Source organism: Streptomyces luteolifulvus, from assembly GCF_008806595.1.
GTDB classification, from domain to species: Bacteria; Actinomycetota; Actinomycetes; order Streptomycetales; family Streptomycetaceae; genus Streptomyces; species Streptomyces luteolifulvus.
In genome coordinates this window covers 501,579-521,892 of record NZ_VZRB01000001.1, presented here as the reverse complement: position 1 = coordinate 521,892, position 20,314 = coordinate 501,579, and the positions used below count along the sequence as shown (strand labels likewise).

Genomic DNA, 20,314 nt, shown 5'->3' with positions numbered 1-20,314 from the left:
GCCAGCGTTCGTCCTGAGCCAGGATCAAACTCTCCGTGAATGTTTTCCCGTAATCGGGACGACACCACGAGAGCGGAACAGCCAGGCGGAATAAGCCCGGCCGTTCACAGCGTCCTCGCTGTGTTTTGTTTCAAAGGAACCTCGCCCCGGCCGTGACGGCCGGAGACGGGGTATCAACATATCTGGCGTTGATTTTTGGCACGCTGTTGAGTTCTCAAGGAACGGACGCTTTCTTCGTACTCACCCGAGACCATCTCTCGGGTTTTCCTCCGGGCGCTTCCCTTCGGTGTTCCAAACTCTATCAGTGTTTTTCCGGCTCTCTGACCACCGTTCTACAGGCATGCAGAAGGTGTCCCCGAGACAGGATCTGACAAGTTGGGTGCTGCTGAGTAAGGACGCTCGTCACGTCGCTCGGCCTCAAGCAGGAGTACGACTGTACACGGGGCAGCGAAGCGCGCGCAAATCCATTACAGTGGTGGTCTAGACCACTATGTGGATCTTCCTGACGGAACCGACACGGCAGCTGACATACGCTGCTGCACAGTGCGCCGTCGGGACAGCACTGACGGCCCATATGAATCTCCACCCCTGGGAGGCTTCCCATGACCACCGTGACGTCCCCGCTTGTCGGACGCGCCATCGGACTGGCCGCCGTGCCGGATCCGGTCTTCTCCGGAGCCATGGTCGGCCCGGGTACGGCCATCGACCCCGTGCGTGAGCCTTCCGACGCCGTCGCGCCCGTGGACGGTGTGATCGTCTCCCTCCACCCGCATGCCTTTGTCGTCGTCGACGAGAAGGGCCACGGGGTGCTCACCCACCTCGGCATCGACACCGTGCAGCTCAATGGCGAGGGTTTCGAGCTGCTGGTGAACAAGGGCGACACCGTCACGCGCGGTCAGGGTGTCGTGCGCTGGAACCCGGCCGCCGTCGAAGCCGCGGGCAAGTCTGCGGTGTGCCCGGTCGTGGCGCTCGAGGCCACGGCCGAGGCTCTCTCCGACCTCCGCGAAGACGGCGATGTGAAAGCCGGCGACAGTCTCTTCCTCTGGAAGTGACGTCAGCACCGTCGCATGACGGCACGTAGGCACAACCACCGCGGCGGCGGGACCCGCCGCACTATCGGAGACGGGTGAGATGGAGACAACGCTGCGAGGCGTCGGCGTGAGCCATGGTGTGGCCATCGGCGAGGTTCGGCACATGGGAACGGCGGTCCTCGAACCGCCTGCCAAGCAGATTCCGGCCGAGGAGGCGGAGCGTGAACAGGGGCGCGCTCGCAAGGCCGTGGAGGCTGTGGCGGCCGACCTGATTGCGCGCGGCAATCTGGCGGGGGGCGAAGCCCAGGCGGTGCTCGAGGCGCAGGCCATGATGGCCCAGGACCCCGAGCTGATGGCGGACGTGGAACGGCGGATCGCGGTCGGCAGCACCGCGGAGCGGGCGGTCTACGACGCCTTCGCCGCCTACCGCGCCCTGCTGGCCGGTGCGGGTGAGTACCTCGCCGGCCGGGTGGCCGACCTCGACGACGTGCGGAACCGTATCGTCGCGCGGTTGCTCGGGGTGCCGATGCCGGGTGTTCCGGACAGCGACGAACCGTACGTCCTGATCGCGCGTGACCTTGCGCCGGCGGACACCGCGCTGCTGGACCCGGCTCTGGTCCTCGGTTTCGTGACCGAGGAGGGCGGTCCGACCAGCCACAGCGCGATTCTGGCGCGGGCGCTCGGCGTTCCCGCCGTGGTGGCGCTGCCGGGAGCCGGTGAGCTCGCCGAGGGCACGGTGATCGCCGTGGACGGGAGCAGCGGCGAGATCTTTGTGAACCCCAGCGAGGAGAAGAAGGCGCAGCTGGAGTCCGCGGCGGCCGAGCGCAAGGCCGCGCTGGCCGCGTCGACCGGGCCGGGTGCCACCTCGGACGGTCACAAGGTGCCGCTGCTGGCCAACGTCGGCGGTCCGGCGGACGTACCGGCCGCCGTGGAGGCCGGCGCCGAGGGTGTCGGTCTCTTCCGCACCGAGTTCCTCTTCCTCGACGACAGCAAGAACGCGCCGTCGGAGGAGACGCAGGTCGAGGCCTACCGGCAGGTTCTCCAGGCGTTCCCGGAGGGCCGTGTCGTCGTCCGCGTGCTGGACGCGGGTGCGGACAAACCGCTGGACTTCCTGACGCCGGCCGACGAGCCGAACCCGGCGCTGGGCGTGCGCGGTCTGCGGACGCTGCTCGACCACCCGGAGGTGCTGCGCACCCAGCTGACGGCGCTCGCCAAGGCGTCGGAGGGGCTGCCGGTCCACCTCGAGGTCATGGCCCCGATGGTGGCGGACCGGGCCGATGCCAAGGCGTTCGCCAACGCATGCCGTGAGGCCGGGCTGCATGCGAAGTTCGGTGCGATGGTCGAGATTCCGTCGGCCGCGCTGCGGGCGCGCTCGATTCTGCAGGAGGTCGAGTTCCTGTCCCTGGGGACCAATGACCTCGCGCAGTACACGTTCGCCGCCGACCGTCAGGTGGGTGCGGTGTCCCGGCTGCAGGATCCGTGGCAGCCCGCGCTGCTCGACCTGGTCGCGCTTTCCGCCGAGGCGGCGAGGGCCGAGGGCAAGAGCTGTGGGGTCTGCGGTGAGGCCGCGTCCGACCCGCTGCTGGCGTGTGTGCTGACCGGTCTTGGTGTCACCTCCCTTTCGATGGGTGCGGCCTCCCTTCCTTATGTCCGGGCGATGCTGGCGAAGTACACGCTGGCGCAGTGCGAGCGGGCGGCGGCTGCCGCGCGGGCGGTCGACAGCGCCGAGGAGGCGCGCAACGCGGCTCAGGCGGTGCTGTCCGGCGAGTAGCGGGACAGGGCCGCACGGCGCGGCCGGTGTCGAGGGGCGCTCCACATGTGTGGGGCGCCCCTTTCGGGTTCGGTTCAGTGGTGGTGCGACGTCGGTCCCGCTTCTCCGAGGTCGGGCGGCACGCAGTAGTCGACGTCCGATTCCGGGGAGATGAGGTCTCCGGTGTCCATGTCGGTGCAGTAGGCGTCGAAGACCTCTCCGGCGGTGAGGGGTTCGAGGCTGTCTCCGCGCAGGCGCCAGCCGTAGATCCGGTCGGTGGTGCCCGGCGCGCTGGTTCGCATCACGAGTCCTCCGGGGCTGTGGGTGCCCAGGCCGAGCGCCAGGACGGTGGTGAATTCCAGGGCTTCGGCTTCGTCGAGTTGTGTGACCCCGTCGGGGTTGTCGTCGGCGTGGAGGACGGACAGGAGTGTTTCGGGGGTGCCCGTGACGCTGCAGACGAGGTGTCGGTCGCCGGGCGGAGCCGTCTCGAGGATGCGGACGACGAGGTCCGAGGCCCAGGCGAAGGCGGCGCGGCCGAGGTCCTCGCCGCAGGAGGCGCAGGTACCGAGCCGGGTCAGGAGTGTGGCCGCGTACTCCCAGGTGGCCTGGCGGATTCCCTCGTCGACCAGGGCCGGAACGAGGTCGGCGAGCGGCTGACCCTCGTAGGCGATGGTGGGTCCGGTGGTCGCGAGTTCGGCCGTGAAGCGGGTACGGCTGGACGGGATGTCGGGGTCGATGCCCTTGGTCGTGCAGAACTCGGCGGATTCCTGCGGGTCGAAGAGGGCCACCGTGGTGTGGGTGCCCTGGGCGGCCCGTGTTCGGAGGAGGGATTCGACCTGTTGCAGATAGGTGGTGTGGTCGTTGAAGGAGAAGCTGCCGTAGCGCTGCATGGCGCGGAAGTCGTGCTCATCGGTCAGCAGGCCGATGGTGCCGGCGATTTCGCGGCGCAGGACGCGTCGCATGGTCTGGTGGTCGGTGTGCGCCATGTTTCCCCCTGTACGCAGTCGATCAATGCTCACTCACAGTAACCGGCGGCACTGACAACGGCGGGCGGGCGCCCGTCGGCCGACGGGGCCGGCCGGCTGTTCCGTGGGGGCGCTCAGGCCCGTTTGCGGGCCAGGTCCTCGTAGAAGGGGAGCAGGTCGAGGTTGTCGATGGAGCCCGGGTTGACCGCTTTCTCCATGGGGGTGCCCTGCAGAAGACGCTTTACCGGAACCTCGATGCGTTTGCCCGTGAGGGTGTGCGGGATGCCGGGTACCTCGATGATCTCGTCGGGGACGTGGCGCGGTGAGAGTTGCTCGCGGATGGTGTGCTTGACCTTGTCGAGGAGGGCTTCGTCGAGGACGGCACCGGGAACCAGGTGCACGAAGAGGGGCATCCAGTAGCCGCCGTCGGGCTGTTCGACGCCGACGACGAGGGATTCCCTGATCTCGGGGAGGCGTTCCACGGCTTCGTAGATGTCGGCCGAGCCCATGCGGACGCCCTGGCGGTTGAGCGTCGAGTCGGAGCGGCCGTGGATGACGACGGAGCCGCGGGAGGTGAGGGTGATCCAGTCGCCGTGACGCCAGACGCCGGGGTAGGTGTCGAAGTAGCTGTCGTGGTAGCGGCTTCCGTCGGGGTCGTTCCAGAAGTAGATCGGCATCGACGGCATGGGGTTGGTGACCACGAGTTCGCCCACTTCGTCGATCAGGGGCTTCCCGCTGGGGTCCCAGGACTGCAGGTCGGTGCCGAGCCCGGGCGCCTGGAGTTCGCCGATGTGGACAGGCAGGGTGGGTACGGCTCCTGCAAAGCAGGAGCACACGTCCGTGCCGCCGCTGACGGAGGCGATCCACAGATCGTCGCGGACCTCATCGTGGAGCCAGCGGAATCCGTCGGGCGGAAGTGGTGATCCGGTCGTCGCGACGCACTGCACCGTGGAGAGGTCGAAGTCGCGCGCCGGGTGCACACCCGCCTTGCGGCAGGCCATGACGTATGCGGCGGAGGTGCCGTAGAGGGTGGCTTCCGTGCGTTCGGCGATCCGCCACTGGGCGCCGGTGTCCGGGTACCCCGGGCTGCCGTCGTACAGGACGATCGTCGTGCCGGTGAGGAGGCCGGAGACGAGGAAGTTCCACATCATCCAGCCGGTAGAGGTGTACCAGAAGAACCGGTCCTCGGGGCCGAGGTCGCAGTGCAGGCCGAGCTGCTTGAGGTGCTCGATCAGGATGCCGCCCTGGGACTGGACGATGGCCTTGGGGAGGCCGGTGGTGCCCGAGGAGTAGAGCACCCACAGGGGGTGGTCGAAGGGCACCTGCTCGAAGACGGGCGTCGCGTCCGCGCTCGTGAGGTCCGCCCACTCGACGGCTCCTTCGGGAGCCTCGGTGCCCAGGAGGGGGATGTGGACGACGGCGCGCAGGGTGGGCAGTTCGCGGCGCAGTTCGGCGACGATCTCGCGGCGGTCGTGCTCCTTGCCGCCGTAGCGGTAGCCGTCGACGGTGAACAGGACGACCGGTTCGACCTGCTGGAAGCGGTCGAGGACGCTGCGGGCGCCGAAGTCGGGGGCGCAGGAGGTCCAGACGCCGCCCACGGCTGCCGTGGCGAGGAGGGCGACGACGGCCTGGGGGATGTTCGGGAGATAGCCGCTGACGCGGTCCCCGGGGCGTACGCCGAGCGCACGCAGTTCGGCGGCCAGGGAGCCGACCTGGCGGCGCAGCTCCGCCCACGTCACCGGGCGGGGCTCATGGGTCTCGTCGACGTGGAGGAGGGCGGGTTCGTCCCCGCGGGTCTCGGCGGCGCGCAGCGCGTGCTCGGCGTAGTTGAGGGTCGCCCCGGGAAACCACTGGGCGCCGGGCATCGAGCGATCGCCCAGTACGCGCGCGTAGGGGGTCGAGAACCGTACGTCGAACCACTCGACGACGGCCTTCCAGAACATGTCCAGGTGGTCGACGGACCAACGGTGCAGGGCTGGATACCCGCCCTCGGAAGGCGCACCGTGATGCTCGGCGGCCCAGGTCTGGAATCTGGTGACCTGTGCCTGCGCGATGCGTTCCGGATCTGGCTGCCAGAGCGGCTGGGTGTTCACGGTCGACATGGGGCGGCTCCCGGACTGTGCGCGTGGTGTGCGTCGGTCGCGCACGGGCTGGGGTGTGCGCGTGACGCGATGACACGGACGATGCCATGTGATCGACTTCTGCACCAGGGCGAACCACACATGGTCCGTGTCGTGAAGATGTGGTCCTGGCATGGGTGAACGGCAGTTGAACGGCACGCGCGCGTGGGGCGGTCAGTGGCAGGGTGAGCAGCATGGACGGTCGTGACCTGGTGCGTTCGGTGAAGGCGGTCGGTTCCGCGGGGGTGAGTCAGAGGTTGCGTACCGTACGGGCCGCGTGGCGCAGGAGGCGTGCCGACGCCGCCGGGCTGCCGTCGCGGGGTGCCGAGCGTGCTCGGGTGCCCGGGCAGGTGCAGGAGGTCGAGCCCCGGCTGGGTGGGGGCATCGTCCGCTTCGGGCGCTCCGAGCTGCGGATCGTTGTCGCGGTGAACGGCGCCGTCTTCTGGGGCTGGGACGGGGCAGGTCCCGAGCCGTCGTACGCGCTCGGGGGCCGTTGCCCGGAGGCGGATCCCCGCGCGGTGCTGGAGCCGGACAAGGACGGTGGCTGGCGGGTCGTGGCGGAGCGGGCGACGGTCGTCGTGTCGCGGCACGGCGCCGTAGAGGTGCGCACGCCGGGAGGCGTGACGCTGCGACGCGATCTGCCTCCCCGGTGGTGGGAGCCCGTCGGTGGCGGTGAGGCGCGCTGGATGCAGCGGTCGGAGGTGGCCGCGGACGCCCGGTTCTTCGGGCTGGGAGGGCGGGCCGCGGGCCCGCGGCTGCGGGACGGAACGTACCGGCTGTGGAACACCGACCCCGGTGGCGCTTTCGGCCCCGGCGACGATCCGCTGTACATCACGATGCCGGTGCAGCTGGTGGTGGCCGACGCGGCCGCGCATCTGGTGTTCCACGACACCTCGTGGGACGGCAGCGTGACACTGCGGGAGGGCGAGGAGGGCGCCGGTTCCGGGCACGACCGGGCGGGAACGTCCGAGCTGCGGATGGACGGCGGTCCGCTGCGGTGCTGGGTGATGGTCGGCACCCCCGCGCGCGTGCTGCACGCCTGGACCTCGCTCACCGGCGCTCCCGCGCTGCCGCCCGCCTGGGCGCTCGGCCACCATCACGCGAAGTGGGGCTTCGACACCGAGCAGGAGGTGCGGCGGATCGTTTCGGGGTACCAGGAGCGCGGGCTGCCGCTCGACGCCGTCCATCTGGACATCGACCACTACGACGCCCACCAGGTGTTCACCGTGGACCACGAGCGTTTTCCCAAGCTGCCGCAGCTTGCCGAGGATCTGCGGCGGGACGGGATCCGCCTGGTGTCGATCGTCGACCCGGCGGTCAAGGCGGCGCCGGGCAACGCCGTGTACGCCAGCGGGGCCGACGAGGACGCGTTCGTGCGGGACGCGTCGGGGCGGGTCGTGCAGGGCGTCGTATGGCCCGGGGAGGCGGTCTTCCCTGACTTCACGCACCCGCGCGTGCGGCGGTGGTGGGGCAGCCTCTATGCGGAGCGGCTCTCACAGGGGTTCTCGGGCTTCTGGCACGACATGAACGAGCCCACGTCGTTCAACGCCTTCGGGGAGACGACGCTGCCGCGGTCGGCCCGGCACTTCCTGGACGGGCGCGCCGGGGACCACCGCGAGGCGCACAACGTCTACGCGCTGTGCATGGCCCGCGCCGGTTACGAGGGAGTCCGCGAACTGGAGCCCGAGAAGCGGCCTTTCGTCTTCTCACGCTCCGGGTGGGCCGGTATGCAGCGCTACGGGGGAACCTGGTCCGGCGACGTGACCACGGGGTGGCCCGGCCTGCGGGCCTCACTGTCCCTGGTCATGGGGCTCGGGCTGTGCGGGGTGCCGTACTCGGGGCCGGACGTGGGCGGCTTCGACGGCAGTCCGTCGCCCGAGCTGTACCTGCGCTGGTTCCAGCTGGCCTCGTATCTGCCGCTGTTCCGCACGCACTCCAGCCTGCGGGCGGGCCGCCGGGAGCCGTGGGAGTTCGGTGCCGATGTGCTGGAGCACGCGCGCATGGCGCTCGCCGAACGCCGGCGGCTGCTTCCCTACTTCATGACGCTGGCGCATGTGGCCCGGCGCACCGGCGCTCCCTATGTACGCCCGTTGTGGTGGTCGGCGCCCGAGGACCGGGCGCTGCGGGACTGCGAGGACGCCTTCCTGCTGGGCGAGGGCCTGCTGGTGGCGCCGGTGCTCGACCCGGGTGCGCGCCGCCGTGCGGTGCAGTTGCCGCGCGGCCAGTGGTACGACACGGCGACGGGTCAGGTGTACGAAGGGCCGGCACAGGTTCTCGTCGATGCTCCCCTGTCGCGGATTCCGGTGCTCGCGCGCGCGGGCGCCGTCATCCCCGTACGCGGGGACGACGGTGGTCTTCAGCTGGAGGTGTGGGCGCCCGCCCGGGGCCGTACCGGTGGCGGGCTGGTGGTGCCGGATGCGGGCGACGGGTGGGAGGAGCCGGAGATCGAGCGCTGTGTCGCCCGCTGGCAGGGCCGGCGGGTGGTCGTCGAGCGGGAGGGCGAGGACGGTGCGAGCAAGCCCCTGCACCCGGTGCGGGTCCGCGGGCTGGAGGGGGCCTGACCTCAGAGGTACCGGCCCTCGAACCAGGCGCGCACGGCCAGTGTGTGCAGGGGGAAGGCGAGCTCTTCGGGCCGGCGCAGGAGGTGCCAGCCCTCGGTCTCGTCCGTGGCGGCGGACCGCGGCAGCCCCTCGGCCGGGCGCTCCGGCAGGAGCCCGAACAGCAGCAGATGCCCGTCGGGCGAGCTCATCGCGTCGACGAGCCGTACGTCGCGGCTCGCCGCGTCGATGCCCGTCTCCTCCTTGAGCTCGCGGACGACGGCGTGCCGCCAGTCCTCGCGGTCGTCGATGTAGCCGCCGGGCAGGGCGGTGCCCCCGCGCGCGGGGGCGATGGTCCGGGTGATGACGACCAGGGCGGTGCCCTTGGTGTCGTACACGGGCTGGAGGGCCACGGCGACCGGCAGCGGATTGCGGTAGGCCACGGTGTGGCAGGCGGGACAGGTGCGGGGCCAGCCGGTGGTGCCCTCTCCGTAGGAGGCTCCGCAGCTCGAACAGTGGGAGTCGGGCGCGGAGTTGGACGGGGGGGTGGACTGATGAGTTTCGGACACGCGGCGGACTGTATCCGATCGCCGGTATGCCGTCTTCCGGAGGAGCCTCACTTGCTGTTGGTGAGCGATGTCGAGGACACGGGGAAGTCGAAGTAGGTGTCCGGGTACGGCTCGGGTTTGAAGGTGTAGTGCCACCACTCCTCGGCAAGGTTCACGAAGCCGAGGCCCTCCAGGGTGTTCTTGAGCAGCAGCCGGTTGGCCCGCTGTTCGCCCTGGATGCGCGGGTCCAGGGTGTGCGCGAGGGTGTCGAAGCAGTCGAATCCGGTGCCCATGTCGACGGAGTTGTCGGGGAAGCGCCGGTCCTTGGGCGCGTAGCAGGGAACGAGGGGCTCTCCGGGGTGGTACGGCCTGGTGGGCCTCGTCGGCAGCTTCACGACGGTGAGGTCCAGGGTGGAGCCACGACTGTGGCCGGATTTCGCCGCAATGTAGCCGTCGTCGAACAGCCGGCTCTTGTCGACGTTCGGGTAGAACTCGCCCTTCATGGCCTGGTCGTCGAGATCCTTGGCCCAGCGGACGAAGTGGTTCACGGCGCGCTGTGGCCGGTAGCAGTCGTACACCTTGAGGGTGTAGCCCGCACGCAGCAGTTTCGTCTGGGCCCTGTGGAGCGCTTCGGCGGCGGGACGCGTGAGGATGCACAGGGGTTGCCGATAGCCGTCGATGCGCTCGCCGACGAAGTTGTGCCGGGTGAAGTAGCGCATCTCCTGGATGATCGTGGGGTCCACGGTTCTCAGCGCCACGAAGTCCCCGGGCGCCTTGGGCCGGGTCGTCGCCTCGGCCGTCACGGAGGCACCGGTCACGGCCAGCACGGTGGCGAGTGCGGTGACCAGTCCGCGGAGTGCCCGGGAGAGTCGCGTCATGTCTCCAGCGTCTATCAGGTGCACGCTTCTCCAGGGAAGCGAACGCGCGCGCCCTGCCTCTTTCCGGTGCCCCGTGGCACACTTCTGACGTTCCGTCAGATTGATGGCCGGGGAGGGGCTTTGTCACGTACACGCACACCTGTGGTCGCCGGGTGGTTCGCCGGCGACGAGGACGACTTCAGGCTCCTCGGTACGAGCTGTTCCGCCTGCGCCTCGGTCTTCTTCCCGCGAGAGGACGCCCGCTGCCGCAATCCCGGATGCTCCGGCGGTCATCTGGTGGAGGTCCCCCTCTCCCGTCGCGGGCGGGTGTGGTCGTACACGGACAGCCGGTATCGCCCGCCGTCACCCTATGTGACGAATCCGGAACTTCCGTGGGAGCCGTACGCGTTGATCGCTGTGGAACTGGAGCCGGAGCGGATGGTGGTCCTGGGGCAGGCGGCACCCGGGCTCACCGTCGCCGATCTGGCGGTGGGCATGGAGGTGGAGGTCGTCCCCGGTGTGCTCCATGAGGACGAGGAGACGACCTGGACGACCTGGAACTGGCGGCCGACGGGGGTGCGGACATGACGGACGACGTGGCGGTGCTGGGCGCGGGCATGCACCCCTGGGGCAAGTGGGGGCGCAGCTTCGTGGAGTACGGAGCGGCGGCGGCCCGTACGGCGCTCACCGACGCCGGGCTGGACTGGCGGGACGTCGGCTCGCTCGTCGGGGCGGACACCGTGCGCGGCGGCTACCCGGGGTATGTGGCGGGCGCGACCTTCGCGAAGGCGCTCGGCTGGCAGGGAGCCAGTGTCACGAGCGTGTACGCGGCGTGCGCGTCGGGGGCGCAGGCCGTCGGCGTCGCGCGGGCACAGATCCTTTCGGGCCTCGCGGACGTGGTGCTCGTGGTGGGTGCCGACGCGGCGCCCAAAGGGTTCTTCCGGCCCGCGGGCGGGGACCGGCCCGATGATCCGGACTGGCAGCGGTTCCGGGTCCTCGGGGCCACCAATCCGACGTACTTCGGGCTGTACGCGCGTCGGCGGATGGCGGTGCACGGGGACACACCGGAGGACTTCGCACAGGTCAAGGTGAAGAACGCCGCCATGGGGGCGCTGAATCCGAACGCTCGCTACCGCAGGCGGGTCACCCCGGAGGAGGTCGCCGCCTCGGCCGTGGTCGCCGACCCGCTGCGGCTGCTCGACATCTGTGCGACCTCGGACGGCGGGGCGGCGCTGGTGCTGTCCAGCATGGAGTTCGCGCGCCGGCACGGGGTGTCCGAGCCGGTGCGGATCCGAGCGGTCTCCACCGTGACGCCCCGCTACCCCAGCACCGTGCTGGACCTGCCGGACATCGCGACGGACTCCGCCGTGGCCGCGGAGCCCGCCGTCCAGACCTTCCGGTCGTCGATCCCGCGGGCGGCCTACGAGGAGGCGGGCATCGGGCCCGAGGACCTCTCCCTCGCCGAGGTCTACGACCTGTCCACCGCCCTGGAGCTGCAGTGGTACGAGGAACTGGGGCTGTGCGCAGAGGGCGAGGCGGCGAAGCTGCTGCGGGAAGGGGCGACGGCCCCGGGCGGGCGCATACCCGTCAACGTCAGCGGTGGGCTCGCGTCGTTCGGTGAGGCCGTCCCGGCCCAGGCGATCGCCCAGGTCTGTGAGCTGACATGGCAGTTGAGGGGGGACGCGGGCGCGCGGCAGGTCGCCGGAGCACGCGTGGGGATCACGGCGAACCAAGGGCTGTTCGGGCACGGATCGGCGGTGATCGTGATGCGCTGAGGCTGCGGGCCACCGGCGACCGGAACCGGAATCGGCATGGGGGACGGCGGCTCGGGCGTAAGCCCTTTCTCCTACGCTGTGTGATCGACCCGAAATGCTGTGTGAACGTCTCATGAACTGGGCTTGGGCGTGCTCCGGCAGCGCCATCATGCTCCACGTGCACTCCTGGACGGATACTCTCCGCTTTGCCTTCCAGCCGGTGGTCAATCTGACGACCGGAGGGATCGCGGGGCTGGAGATACTCGCCCGGCCGGAGACCGGCGACATCCTGGCCGAAGCACGCCGGGACCCCGAGCTCGACGGCCGGCTCGCGGTCCTGGCGGCCCGTGCGGCGGCTCGCAAGGAGACTCTGCTGCCACTGCACGTCAACGTGTTCGCCGGCACCCTCGCCGATCTCGGCGGACTGACCCCCCTGCACGACGCGGTGCGCGAGGCGGGGCGGATGCCCTGGGAAGTGACGATCGACATCGGCCCGCCGTACACCCATGTGCCGCAGCAGGCGCTGCTGGAGGCGGTGGAAGGGCTGCGCGGGCAGGGCTTCCGGGTCAGCGCGGACGGCGTGGGCGACGGGGACGTTCCTCTGCGACTGCTCACCGATCTGGCGCCCGACCTGGTCAAACTCGATGCGGCGCTGCTGCCCCGGCCGGCGGCGGTACGGGCGATGCGGACGCTGTGCGATGAACTGGGGGCCCTGCTCTGTGTCGAGGGCGTGCAGACCGAGCTGCAGTGTGCGGAGGTACGGTCGGCCGGCGCGCACCTCGCGCAGGGCGTGCTGTTCGCGCCCCCGGCCAGGATTCCGGCCGCGGACGTGTATGTTCCGCCCCGCTCCCCCGGCGCCGCCGTGATGCCGACGCCGGGGCCGTCGATACGGGAGTTCGTGCGGCCGGCCGCGCTGTTGCCCGTCACCGTGTCGGCAGGGCAGGTGCGGGCGCTGCTGACCGGGTCGCCCGAGGTGTCCGGGGTGCTGCTCGTGGACCGGGACGGCGTACCGGTCCGGTCCGTGCACCGGTCCCGCTTCCTGCTGTCGATGTCGGCACGCTACGGGCACGCTCTGTACGCCGACCGGCCCGCCGTCAAGCTGGGGGACCCGCCACGGACGGTGGGCGTCGACGCCACCGCGTGGGAGGTCCTGGACGTGGTGGCGGTCGGCGGCGGGGGCCGCACCTCGGACGACGTGGCCGTCGTCGACCGGTACGGGCGGTGCGTGGGCGTCGTACGGCTCGCGGACCTGCTGCGGGCGCTGGCCGAATCACGCGTCGAGGAGGCGGCCGGGCTCAATCCGCTGACCCGGCTGCCCGGCTCGGACGCGATCACCCGTGAGGTGGACCGGCGGATCGCCGACGGGCGGGTATTCGCGCTGAGCTGGCTGGACGTCGACCACTTCAAGCAGGTCAACGACGGGGCCGGGTTCGCGGCGGGCGACGAGCTGATCCGGTCCGTGGGGCGGGCACTGCAGCACGCCGCGGCCGGCGGCACTCGGGTGGGCCACATCGGCGGGGACGACTTCCTTGTGCTCACCGATCCGGAGGGCCTGGATCCGCTGGCTGTCTCGGTGCTGGACGCGCCCTGGTCCGCGGGCGGGCGTCCCGTGACGCTGTCGCTGGCGACGGTGCTGTGCGGGCCGGGCAGCGTGACCCACCACCGGGAAGCGGCTGCCTGTCTGGCACCGCTGAAGAAGGCCGCGAAATCGCTGACCGGGGCAAGTTGGGTGCTGGGCCACGCCGGGCAGCCCGGCTTCGAGGTCCGTCGCGGCCCGGCGGCGACGATCGCGCAGGCGGGGTACGCTGTGATGGAACCGGGCTGAGCACCTCTTCACGTCGGCCGGGGGCTCGGCCTCGCTGCCCCAACCGTTGTCGTCGACGACCTTGACGCTCTTTGGGCACCGGTGAACACTTCCGGTGTCGGCCGACATCGCCGCACATTCTCGGAGTATCCAGGCACCACGCCGCGCGGGCCCCGCCTGAGTCACGGGCCATTCCCCACGGGCGATTCGGCTGCTACGGCACGCTCGTCACGGACGCCGGGCTGGGCGCGGGTCTCCCTGCTTCGGCTGTTCGCCAAGGGAACCGCACCCCGCACGGAGGCTCCGGGGCGATCGTCCCCGGGCCAGGGCCTAGGAGTCGCCATGAGCAACGGAGACATATTTCTAGGCGAGTTGATCGGCACCGCCACTCTGATTCTGTTCGGCGCGGGCGTGGTGGCCGGAGTGATCCTCAACAAGTCAAAGGCTCAGAACTCCGGCTGGATCGTCATCACCTTCGGATGGGGCTTCGGCGTCCTCGCCGGGGCGTACACCGCGGCACCGCTGTCCGGTGGGCAGATCAACCCGGCGGTGACGCTCGGCTTCGCGATCGAGGGCACGACGAAATGGGAGGACGTGCCCTACTACCTGCTCGGGCAATTCGCCGGTGCCATGGTCGGGGCCGTGCTCTGCTGGCTGGCCTATCTCGGGCACTTCAACCTCAACGCAGACAGGGACAACGCCATCGAGACGCTGGGGATCTTCTCGACCCGCCCGGCGATCTACCACACCGGCCAGAACCTGATCACAGAGTTCCTTGCCACCGTCGCCCTGATGGTGCCCATCCTCGCGATGGTCGGCGGGGACAGACACGTGGACGGCATCGGGGACGCGGGCCTGCCGGCCCTGCTCATCTCCCTCCTCGTCGTCGGTATCGGTCTCTCACTCGGCGGCCCCACCGGGTACGCCATCAACCCGGCCCGTGACCTCGGGCCTCGCATCATCCACGCGCTGCTGCCGATTCCCAACAAGGGCACCTCGGAGTGGAGCTACTCCTGGATCCCCGTGATCGGCCCGCTCGCAGGCGCCGCCATCGGAGCCGTGATCTACAACGCAGCATTCTGAAGGAACCCACGAAGGGGACGTCATGACGGACAAGTTCGTCGCGGCCATAGATCAGGGCACGACCTCCAGCCGCTGCATCATCTTCAACCAGGACGGCGCGATCGTCGCCGTCGACCAGCGTGAGCACCGGCAGATCTTCCCCAAGCCCGGCTGGGTGGAGCACGATGCCACCGAGATCATGTCCAAGGTGCAGGCGGTGGTCGCCGGGGCGATCGCCAAGGCCGGACTGCGCGCCGACCAGCTCAGCGCGCTCGGCATCACCAACCAGCGCGAGACCACCGTTCTGTGGGACCGCGCCACGGGCAAGCCCGTGCACAACGCCATCGTGTGGCAGGACACCCGCACGGCCGGCCTGGTCAACCAACTGGGCGGCTCGGACGGGCAGGACCGTTTCCGCGATCAGACCGGGCTGCCGCTGGCCACCTACTTCTCCGGCCCGAAGGCGGCCTGGCTGCTCGACAACGTGCCCGGTCTCAGGGCCCGTGCCGAGAACGGCGAGCTCGCCTTCGGCACCATCGACTCCTGGCTCATCTGGAACCTCACCGGGGGCACCGACGGCGGGCATCACGTCACCGACGTGACCAACGCCGGGCGCACCATGCTGATGAACCTGGAGACCCTGCAGTGGGACCCGTCCATCCTTTCCGCGATGAACATCCCCGAGTCGCTCCTGCCCGAGATCAAGTCGTCCGCCGAGGTCTACGGCACCGCGGTCGGGCAGCTCGCCGGCGTGCCCGTGGCCTCCGCGCTGGGCGACCAGCAGGCGGCCGTGTTCGGACAGGCCTGCTACGACGTGGGCACGGCGAAGAACACCTACGGCACGGGCAGCTTCCTGCTGCTCAACACGGGCAACCGGCCGGTGCCGTCGAAGAGCGGGCTGCTGACGACGATGGGCTACAAGATCGGCAGTGAGGCGCCGGTCTACTGCCTGGAGGGTGCGATCGCCATCACGGGCGCGCTGGTGCAGTGGTTCCGCGACCAGCTCGGCATCATCGGTACCGCCGACGAGATCGAGCCCCTGGCGGCGAGTGTGGAGGACAACGGCGGCGCGTACATCGTGCCCGCCTTCTCGGGTCTGTTCGCACCGTACTGGCGCTCCGACGCCCGCGGCGTGGTCACCGGACTCACCCGGTACGTCACGAAGGCCCACCTCGCGCGTGCCGTGCTCGAAGCGACCAGCTGGCAGACGCGCGAGGTCGTGGACGCCATGTACCAGGACTCCGGGGTGCACATCACCACCCTGAAGGTGGACGGCGGCATGACCAAGAACAACCTGCTCATGCAGCACCAGGCCGACGTGCTCGACGTCCCGGTGGTCCGGCCGAAGGTCTCCGAGACGACCTGCCTCGGCGCCGCCTACGCGGCGGGGCTCGCCACTGGCGTGTGGAACGACCTCGACGAGCTGAAGGCGCACTGGCAGAAGGACGTCGAGTGGACGCCCGCCATGGACTCCGCGGTGCGCGACCGCGAGTACCACAACTGGCGCAAGGCCGTGGAGCGGACGTTCGGCTGGCTGGAGGACGAGCACTAGACCGCCGCACGCGCGCGTAGTGCCCCGGGCCACGGCCCGTGCCCCGGTCGGCGGGGGTACGGGCCGTGCGCGCGTCAGGTGGTGACGGCCTGACGGCGGTTCGCCGCGTACGCCATCGCGTGCTGGACGACACCCACGAGGACTTCCTTGACGGACTCCCGGTCGCGGGCGTCGCACAGAACGAGCGGTACGTCCTGGTCGAGGTCGAGGGCCTGGCGGACGTCCTGGGCCGGGTAGTGGTCGGCTCCCTCGAAGCAGTTGACGCCGACCAGGAAGGGTATGGAGCGCCGCTCGAAGTAGTCCACGGCGGCGAAGCAGTCCTCCAGGCGCCGGGTGTCGGCGAGCACGACGGCGCCGAGCGCGCCCTCGGAGAGTTCGTCCCACATGAACCAGAACCGCTCCTGCCCGGGCGTGCCGAAGAGGTACAGCACCAGGTCCTCGCGGAGCGTGATACGGCCGAAGTCCATCGCCACGGTGGTCGTGTGCTTGGCCTCCACCCCGCTCGTGTCGTCGACCGGGCGTCCGGCCTCGGTGAGGAACTCCTCGGTGCGCAGCGGCCTGATCTCGCTGACCGCGCCGACCAGCGTGGTCTTGCCCACGCCGAAGCCGCCGGCCACCAGGATCTTGAGCGTGACGGGCTCGACCGGGGGCTTGCCGCGCTCAGAACGCCCGAAGATCATCGATCTCTTCTCCTGCTCGATGGGGGTCGGGCGACGGCGGGCCGTAGCCTCCGCCGCCGGGGGTTTCGATGACGAGTACGTCGCCGGGGCCGACGTCCGCGGAGTCGCTTCCGCCGAGTCGGGTGACCGTCCCGTCGGCGTGCTCCACACGGTTGGCGCCCAGTGCGCCGCAGTCGCCGCCGGCCATGCCGTACGGCGGGACCCTGCGGTGCTGGGACAGCGTGGAGACGGTCATGGGTTCGTGGAACCGGATCCGGCGCACGGCTCCGTCCCCGCCGCGCCACTGTCCGGCCCCGCCGCTGCCCCGCCGGACCGCGAACTCGTCGAGCTGCACGGGCAGCCGCCACTCCAGGACCTCGGGGTCGGTGAGCCGCGAGTTGGTCATGTGGGTCTGTACGACGGACGCGCCGGGGAAGCCGTCGCCCGCGCCGGATCCGGAGGCGACGGTCTCGTAGTACTGATGGCGGTCGTTGCCGAAGGTGACGTTGTTCATGGTGCCGGAGCCCTCGGCCTGGACGCCCAGCGCCGCGTAGAGGGCTCCGGTGATGGCCTGCGAGGTCTCGACGTTGCCCGCGACGACAGCCGCCGGGGGCTCGGGCGCGAGCATCGAGCCGGGCGGAACGATGATGTCGAGCGGGCGCAGACAGCCGTCGTTGAGCGGGATGTCGTCGGCGACCAGGGTGCGGAAGACGTACAGGACGGCCGCGTTGACGACCGCGAAGGGCGCGTTGAAGTTGGTGGTCAGCTGGGGTGATGTGCCCGTGAAGTCGACGGTCGCGGAGCGGTTGTCGCGGTCCACGCGCACGCGTACCCGGATGACGGCGCCCGAGTCGGTCTCATAGGCGTACGCGCCGTCGTCCAGGGCGTCGATGACCCGGCGGACCGCCTCCTCGGCGTTGTCCTGGACGTGCTTCATGTACGCCTGGACCACATCCCGGCCGAAGTTCTGGATCATGCGGGCGACTTCGTCGACGCCCTTCTGGTTGGCCGCGATCTGGGCGCGCAGATCGGCCAGGTTGGTCCTGGGGTTGCGGGAGGGGTGGGGCGCCTCGGTGAGCAGGCGGAGAGTCTCCTCCTCGCGGAAGCGGCCCTTCTCGGCGAGCAGCCAGTTGTCGAAGAGGACGCCCTCCTCCTCGATCGTGCGGCTTGAGGCGGGCATGGATCCGGGGGCGATCCCGCCGATCTCGGCGTGATGGCCCCGGGAGGCGACGTAGAAGAGGATCTCGTCGTCACCGTCCGTGCTTGGTGCGGTCCTCGTTCCGAAGACCGGGGTGATCACGGTGACGTCGGGGAGATGCGTGCCGCCGTGGTACGGATCGTTGACGGCGTAGGTGTCCCCGGGCCGCATCCCGGACCCGCGACGCCGGATCACCTCTTTGACGCTCGTGCCCATCGAGCCCAGGTGGACGGGGATGTGCGGGGCGTTCGCCACCAGGTTTCCGTCCGGGTCGAACAGGGCGCAGGAGAAGTCGAGGCGCTCCTTGATGTTGACGGACTGGGCCGTCGACTCCAGTCGGGCGCCCATCTGTTCGGCGATCGACATGAACAGGTTGTTGAAGACCTCGAGGAGAACCGGATCAGCTTTCGTGTCCAGGCCGGAACTCTCCGTAATCGCTGCGCGTTCCATGACCAGATGCCCGCCGTCGGTCGTCGCGGCCAGCCAGCCGTCGTCGACGACGGTCGTGGCGCTGGGCTCGGTGATGATCGCGGGGCCGGTCACGGTCTCGCCGGGAGGAAGGTCCTCGCGGCGATGGAGGGGGACGTCACGCCAGGTGCCGCCCGTGTGGAGCCGGACGGTCTCCGGCGCGGCAGCGCCGTTTCGGCAGGTGGGTTCGTAAGGGGCGAGAGCGGAGAGATCGGGGGGTTCGGTGATGCCGGTGGCTTCCACGGAGAGGGCTTCGACGACGATCGGACGGTCGAGGACGAAGGAGTACGTGGCGCGATGACGTTCTTCGAAGGCGTGCCTCATCGCGCCGGGCTCGGCCAGTTCGACGGTGAGGGTGGTGTCGGTGCCGTCGTAACGGAGCTGGGCGCGCCGGGTGACCCGGATGTGGTCCTCGAGGACGTCCTCGGCGAGGAGTTCGGCGCGGGCCGCTGCCTCCAGGTCGTCGGCCGTCTTGAGGACTCCGGGCAGGGAGGCGAGCCCCAGGGGCGCCTCCACGGACTGCTCGCGCATGGCGGTGGTGTCCGCGAGACCGATGCCGAGTGCGGACAGGACACCGGCCATGGGGGGCACGAGGACGGTACGGATGCCGAGCGAGTCGGCGACCATGCAGGCGTGCTGCCCGCCCGCGCCACCGAAGGTGGTGAGGGCGTAGCGGGTGACGTCATGACCCTTCTGCACCGAGATCCGCTTCACGGCGTTGGCGATGTTGGCGACGGCGATCTGCAGGTAGCCCTCGGCGACCTGCTCCGGGGTGCGGTCGTCGCCGGTCTTCTCGTGGATCTCGCGCGCGAGGGCGGTGAAGCGGTCGCGGACGAGCGTGTCGTCGAGGGGTTGGTCGCCGTCGGGTCCGAACACCGTGGGGAAGTGGGCGGGTTGGATGCGGCCGAGCATGACGTTGGCGTCGGTGACGGCGAGCGGCCCGCCGCCCCGGTAGCAGGCGGGTCCGGGCTCGGCGCCCGCCGAGTCCGGTCCGACGCGGTAGCGGGTGCCGTCGAAGTGCAGCACCGAGCCGCCGCCGGCGGCGACGGTGTGGATGTCCAGCATCGGCGCGCGCAGCCGGACGCCCGCGATCTGCGTGGTGAAGACCCGCTCGTACTCCCCCGCGAAGTGCGAGACGTCGGTGGAGGTGCCGCCCATGTCGAAGCCGATCACGCGGTCGAAGCCGGCCAGCTGCGACATCCGGGCCATGCCGACGATGCCGCCCGCGGGGCCGGACAGAATGGCGTCCTTGCCGCGGAACTGCCCGGCTTCGGCAAGGCCCCCGTTGGACTGCATGAACATCAGCCGTACGCCCGCGAGTTCATCGGCGACGTGCTGGACGTAGCGGCGCAGTACGGGCGAGAGGTAGGCGTCGACGACGGCGGTGTCCCCGCGTGGGACGAGCTTCATCAGCGGGCTGACCTCGCTGGACAGCGAGATCTGCGGAAAGCCCGTGCGGGCGGCGAGTTCCCCGACGGCCCGTTCGTGGGCGGGGTGGAGGTGGCTGTGCATGCAGACCACGGCGACGGCCCGGATGCCGTCGTCGTACGCCTCCCGGAGGGGACCGGAAAGGGCCTTCAAGTCGGGGGCGCGCAGGACTGTGCCGTCGGCGGCGATGCGCTCGTCGACCTCCAGGACCCGCTCGTACAGCAGCTCGGGGAGTTCGATGCGGCGGGCGAAGATGCGGGGGCGGTTCTGGTAGGCGATGCGCAGGGCGTCGCTGAAGCCGCGGGTGACGATCAGCAGGGTGCGCTCGCCCTTGCGTTCCAGGAGGGCGTTGGTGGCGACCGTCGTTCCCATGCGGACGGCTTCCACCGACTGCTGGGAGCCGTCCAGCAGCCGGCGTACGCCCTCGACCGCCGCGTCGGAGTAGCGCGCGGGGTTGTCCGAGAGCAGCTTGCGCGTCAGCAGCCGGCCGTCCGGGTGCCGCGCGACGATGTCCGTGAACGTGCCGCCCCGGTCGACCCAGAACTGCCAGCCTGTCACGTCAGTACCCCGCTTCCGCGCCG

14 protein-coding genes are annotated in these 20,314 nt (G+C 70.3%); 8 read left to right on the top strand and 6 right to left on the bottom strand.

What is annotated here, in order from left to right:
* Window positions 1-602: 602 nt before the first annotated feature.
* Window positions 603-1,052, top strand: a complete 450-nt coding sequence (locus tag F7R91_RS02420) for a PTS sugar transporter subunit IIA (protein ID WP_150943891.1) — start codon at window positions 603-605, stop codon at window positions 1,050-1,052.
* A gap of 79 nt (window positions 1,053-1,131) precedes the next feature.
* The gene (gene ptsP, locus F7R91_RS02415; RefSeq protein WP_150943889.1) at window positions 1,132-2,802 is read left to right on the top strand and encodes a phosphoenolpyruvate--protein phosphotransferase; all 1,671 of its coding nucleotides are present in this window, start codon (window positions 1,132-1,134) and stop codon (window positions 2,800-2,802) included.
* 74 nt (window positions 2,803-2,876) lie between these two features.
* Here ptsP and F7R91_RS02410 read toward each other — a convergent pair whose 3' ends face one another.
* Both F7R91_RS02410 and F7R91_RS02405 read right to left on the bottom strand, forming a co-directional pair.
* Window positions 2,877-3,767, bottom strand: a complete 891-nt coding sequence (locus F7R91_RS02410) for a hypothetical protein (RefSeq protein ID WP_150943886.1) — start codon at window positions 3,765-3,767, stop codon at window positions 2,877-2,879.
* Window positions 3,768-3,880: 113 nt separating this feature from the next.
* On the bottom strand, window positions 3,881-5,848 hold the full coding sequence (locus tag F7R91_RS02405) for an acetoacetate--CoA ligase (RefSeq protein ID WP_150943884.1): 1,968 nt from the start codon (window positions 5,846-5,848) through the stop codon (window positions 3,881-3,883).
* A 212-nt stretch (window positions 5,849-6,060) separates the two neighbouring features.
* On the opposite strand from F7R91_RS02405, the gene F7R91_RS02400 reads away from it, so the two are divergent.
* Window positions 6,061-8,427, top strand: a complete 2,367-nt coding sequence (locus F7R91_RS02400; protein ID WP_150943882.1) for a glycoside hydrolase family 31 protein — start codon at window positions 6,061-6,063, stop codon at window positions 8,425-8,427.
* A 2-nt stretch (window positions 8,428-8,429) separates the two neighbouring features.
* Here F7R91_RS02400 and F7R91_RS02395 read toward each other — a convergent pair whose 3' ends face one another.
* Entirely contained in the window at window positions 8,430-8,972 is a 543-nt protein-coding gene (locus tag F7R91_RS02395; protein ID WP_150943880.1) for an NUDIX domain-containing protein, read from the bottom strand.
* Window positions 8,973-9,019: 47 nt separating this feature from the next.
* Window positions 9,020-9,829 carry a M15 family metallopeptidase gene (locus F7R91_RS02390; protein ID WP_150943878.1) on the bottom strand — a complete coding sequence of 270 codons (810 nt, stop codon included), beginning with the start codon at window positions 9,827-9,829 and terminating at the stop codon, window positions 9,020-9,022.
* 141 nt (window positions 9,830-9,970) lie between these two features.
* On the opposite strand from F7R91_RS02390, the gene F7R91_RS02385 reads away from it, so the two are divergent.
* The 5 genes from F7R91_RS02385 (at window position 9,971) to glpK (ending at window position 15,980) form a co-directional block, all read left to right on the top strand.
* Entirely contained in the window at window positions 9,971-10,396 is a 426-nt protein-coding gene (locus F7R91_RS02385) for a Zn-ribbon domain-containing OB-fold protein (RefSeq protein WP_150943966.1), read from the top strand.
* Window positions 10,393-11,583, top strand: a complete 1,191-nt coding sequence (locus tag F7R91_RS02380) for a lipid-transfer protein (protein WP_150943876.1) — start codon at window positions 10,393-10,395, stop codon at window positions 11,581-11,583. The genes F7R91_RS02385 and F7R91_RS02380 overlap by 4 nt, the downstream gene beginning before the upstream one ends.
* Window positions 11,584-11,740: 157 nt before the next feature.
* On the top strand, window positions 11,741-13,387 hold the full coding sequence (locus F7R91_RS02375) for a GGDEF domain-containing protein (protein ID WP_150943874.1): 1,647 nt from the start codon (window positions 11,741-11,743) through the stop codon (window positions 13,385-13,387).
* A gap of 321 nt (window positions 13,388-13,708) precedes the next feature.
* Window positions 13,709-14,449 carry an MIP/aquaporin family protein gene (locus tag F7R91_RS02370; RefSeq protein WP_150943872.1) on the top strand — a complete coding sequence of 247 codons (741 nt, stop codon included), beginning with the start codon at window positions 13,709-13,711 and terminating at the stop codon, window positions 14,447-14,449.
* Between the two features lie 22 nt (window positions 14,450-14,471).
* On the top strand, window positions 14,472-15,980 hold the full coding sequence (glpK, locus tag F7R91_RS02365; protein WP_150943870.1) for a glycerol kinase GlpK: 1,509 nt from the start codon (window positions 14,472-14,474) through the stop codon (window positions 15,978-15,980).
* Window positions 15,981-16,054: 74 nt separating this feature from the next.
* Here the strand turns inward: glpK and F7R91_RS02360 are convergent, their stop codons facing one another.
* Together F7R91_RS02360 and F7R91_RS02355 are read right to left on the bottom strand one after the other, a co-directional pair.
* Window positions 16,055-16,660, bottom strand: a complete 606-nt coding sequence (locus tag F7R91_RS02360) for a GTP-binding protein (protein ID WP_150943868.1) — start codon at window positions 16,658-16,660, stop codon at window positions 16,055-16,057.
* The gene (locus tag F7R91_RS02355) at window positions 16,641-20,291 is read right to left on the bottom strand and encodes a hydantoinase B/oxoprolinase family protein (protein ID WP_150943866.1); all 3,651 of its coding nucleotides are present in this window, start codon (window positions 20,289-20,291) and stop codon (window positions 16,641-16,643) included. Before F7R91_RS02355 ends, F7R91_RS02360 begins: the two co-directional genes overlap by 20 nt.
* Window positions 20,292-20,314: the final 23 nt, after the last annotated feature.